The following is a 2,988-nucleotide window of genomic DNA, read 5'->3' as shown; positions in this document are numbered from 1 at the left end:
CCCCATAGAGAATATAATCTTCCATTTTATAATTCTCTTTTAAATGCTTAAGGCAATCTTCAAGGTCTAGCATATATTGCTCAAATGGGTCGATATAAGCTTTCTCACCACCACTTCGCCCATGGCCACGTAGATCATATTGAAAGACATTAACATCAAAGCCAAAAATTTCTTGGAGGTATTTATGTCGACCTAAATGCTCCCCTATTCCATGAGTCGCTATTAGCCAGTACTTTGCCCCGTGCTCAACCACTTCAGTGTATAGCTTTACACCATCGCGCATAGGAATCGCTCTCTTAATTGGCTCCATATTTTACCCTTTGATTAATTTTTATTTAGCTTTTATAATTATACTTAAATTTAAGGAAAAGTAATGTTTTGTCCAAAATGTTTAAGTAATAGTCTACATCTAAAAGAAAAAGGCGTCATTCATATATTAGTAAATGGACGCCAAAAAGATACAGGTCGCTTCCTATTCAATTTAGAAAGACGTCCTGAGATCACTCAAAATATTTCCAATAAGATTCTTGAACATTTTAAGTGGATCGCAAGTTTCCAAAATACGAAACCAGTTGAGCACGTGAATATCATCACTGCTGATGCAAAATGCGATAATGGTTGTGCACTTCCTTTAGCTCAAAAATTCTCACTACTCGACCATCTTGTTTCAACGAGAGAAGTGAAGAATATGGTTCAAATACATGCAAAAGAATGTGGACTAGACGTCGAACTCGACATTTAAAAAGTAACCACCATGCTTTCTCATATTCACGCATCCCGTATCTAAAATTAAATACTGACCTTTAATCCCCATTAAAGACCCCTCAATAACAGGGCTCTTATCAAAACCAATTGACTTAACTTTTGTTGGGTATTCGATCACCGGATATTCAATATGAGTAACTTCCTCTTCAATATCATCGAGGCCAAAGCTATCGATAATGTCCGCAAAGTCATCATAAATTTGATCACGAAGCATTTCGAGATCTTCATCTGCGACTTCATTCATGAGCATTTTGCGCCAATTAGTTTTGTCAGAAAATGCCTTAGCAATCTCAACTTCAATCTCACCAGAAGTCTTACGATCGGGAACTTCTAAAATTGGTAGCGCATATGATGCGCCCTGATCGATCCAACGAGTAGGAATTTGAGTGTGTCTTGTAATTCCCACTTTCACATGACTAGAAACCGCAAGGTACACATAGTGAGGAATCATACAATTCTCTTCTCCCCACTTCGGTTCGCGACAAGTTCCTTTGTGATAGTGGCAAAGCTCTGGCTTAACAATACAAGTATCACATTGAGCAAGAGTGATCATTTCCTTATAAGAGTAGCCTTGAGAATAAGACTTCTTAATTAACTCTCCAGAATAAACTGAGTTAATCTGACCATCAAAGCTTAGCTTGATTTTCTTTCCTAAAAGATCATTCATATAAAGTAGCTCATCACCTAAAGGTAAGTGATAATGAGCTAAACCATCTTCAAGAGATGTTTTCATTTTGCGTATATTTCCGCTTAACATAATTCTATTTCTCCAAGAATGTTTTTAATTTTTGAATCACAGGCATTGGAATCTCATGCCCACCTTGAAATGGATGAAACTCATATTCATCAACCTTTTCAAGATAAGTCTTAAGCTTCTCACTCAAGAAAAACGGAAGAATTGGATCTGCACTTCCATGGGATTGAAAAATAGGAATATGCCTAAGATGCTTCGTGTTCTCCGCGATATGCCCTTCATCAAATAGAGTTGATGATAATAGGAATAAGCGCTTAATCAATTCTGGTTCTTTATAAGCAATCGCAAGACTCATCATAGACCCTTGAGAAAATCCTCCAAGATACACTTCATCACTATTCTTTTTAATTTCCTTAATGAGGTGAATAAGTCTATCACGCATATCTTCAATGCCATCAGGAACACTTTGTGAGAAGAAATCTTCAATTCGACCTTCCATCGATGCCTGCTGGAGCCCTACCATATCAATCGGAAACCATGCACTCCCCTTCATTCCCATACCAATATCAACTTTCATTGGGCCATCAACAAAGTACCAATTAAATTCATCCTTAGGATCTAAATACTGATATAGAGGAGCTAAATCTTGAAAGCTCGCTCCATAGCCATGAAGAACAATAATCGATTTCTTAGTGCTCCCCTCTTGAAATAAAATATCGAAGTCATTAATTCGTGTTACTCTCATTTCTTTGTCTCAACTTTTGATTTACGGTTTGGATAAACATGGCGACAAATTGGACACTCAAGCCCAAAACATGATCTCGCCTTACAATACTCGCGCCCATAGAAGATGATTTGCAAATGAAGTTTATTCCAAAGATCTCTTGGAAATAACTTCTTACAATCAGCTTCAGTCTGGTCAACATTCTTACCTTTAGTTAGGCCCCAACGCTGGGCAAGTCTGTGAATATGAGTATCGACTGGAAAGGCTGGAACATCAAAGGCCTGGGCCATAACAACTGAAGCTGTTTTGTGACCAACCCCAGGAAGCTTCTCAAGCTCCTCAAAGCTTGCGGGAACTTCCCCCTCATGTTCATTAACTAGAATGCGAGAAAGGTCATAAATGGCCTTCGACTTTCTAGGAGAAAGCCCACAAGGCTTAATAATCTCCTTGATCTCTTCTTGTGTTAATTTCATCATGTCACGTGCATTGTCGGCCTTTGTAAAAAGGGCCGGAGTTACTTGGTTAACTCGTTCATCAGTACACTGTGCTGACAAAAGAACTGCAATTAGTAATGTGAACTCATTCGTATGATCTAGCGGCGTAGGAGTTTCTGGATAAAGCTCCTCAAGCGCCTCAACAATATAGTCTGCTCTTTCTTGTTTTAACATCTTCTTTCCTTTATGGGTTCCAGCAGACTTTTACGTAAGCGTTGCGTTGTAAAATAATGCTATGTTTACGTAAAAGTCTGCTGGAACCTAAAAAATAGCAAATTATCCATGAAAATGCTAAAATAACGCGTAATGAG

General features: G+C 38.2%; 5 protein-coding genes. 1 reads left to right on the top strand and 4 read right to left on the bottom strand.

Translation table 11 applies throughout. The features are described from left to right. The coding region (locus ABMA79_RS01840) for an alpha/beta hydrolase (protein WP_393089763.1) at nt 1–310 on the bottom strand (310 nt) is incomplete at its 3' end. Between the two features lie 63 nt (nt 311–373). Here ABMA79_RS01840 and ABMA79_RS01835 point away from each other — a divergent pair. Further along, nucleotides 374–742, top strand: a complete 369-nt coding sequence (locus ABMA79_RS01835; RefSeq protein ID WP_392856903.1) for a hypothetical protein — start codon at nt 374–376, stop codon at nt 740–742. On the opposite strand, the gene ABMA79_RS01830 is transcribed toward ABMA79_RS01835, so the two are convergent. Genes ABMA79_RS01830 through nth form a run of 3 tightly spaced genes read right to left on the bottom strand, consistent with a single transcriptional unit; the run spans nt 719 to nt 2,851 of the window. After that, complete coding sequence (locus tag ABMA79_RS01830) at nt 719–1,498, bottom strand: DUF2797 domain-containing protein (protein WP_392856905.1); 780 nt, start codon at nt 1,496–1,498, stop codon at nt 719–721. The genes ABMA79_RS01835 and ABMA79_RS01830 overlap by 24 nt on opposite strands. 28 nt (nt 1,499–1,526) lie before the next feature. Further along, nucleotides 1,527–2,204, bottom strand: a complete 678-nt coding sequence (locus ABMA79_RS01825) for an alpha/beta hydrolase (RefSeq protein WP_392856906.1) — start codon at nt 2,202–2,204, stop codon at nt 1,527–1,529. Further along, the gene (gene nth / locus ABMA79_RS01820; RefSeq protein WP_392856909.1) at nt 2,201–2,851 is read right to left on the bottom strand and encodes an endonuclease III; all 651 of its coding nucleotides are present in this window, start codon (nt 2,849–2,851) and stop codon (nt 2,201–2,203) included. Before nth ends, ABMA79_RS01825 begins: the two co-directional genes overlap by 4 nt. Nucleotides 2,852–2,988 lie beyond the last annotated feature (137 nt).

The organism is Halobacteriovorax sp. HFRX-2_2 (genome assembly GCF_043196705.1).
Lineage (GTDB): Bacteria > Bdellovibrionota > Bacteriovoracia > Bacteriovoracales > Bacteriovoracaceae > Halobacteriovorax_A.
The sequence above is the reverse complement of the archived record's forward strand: the minus strand, read 5'-3'. Positions and strand labels throughout refer to the sequence as shown.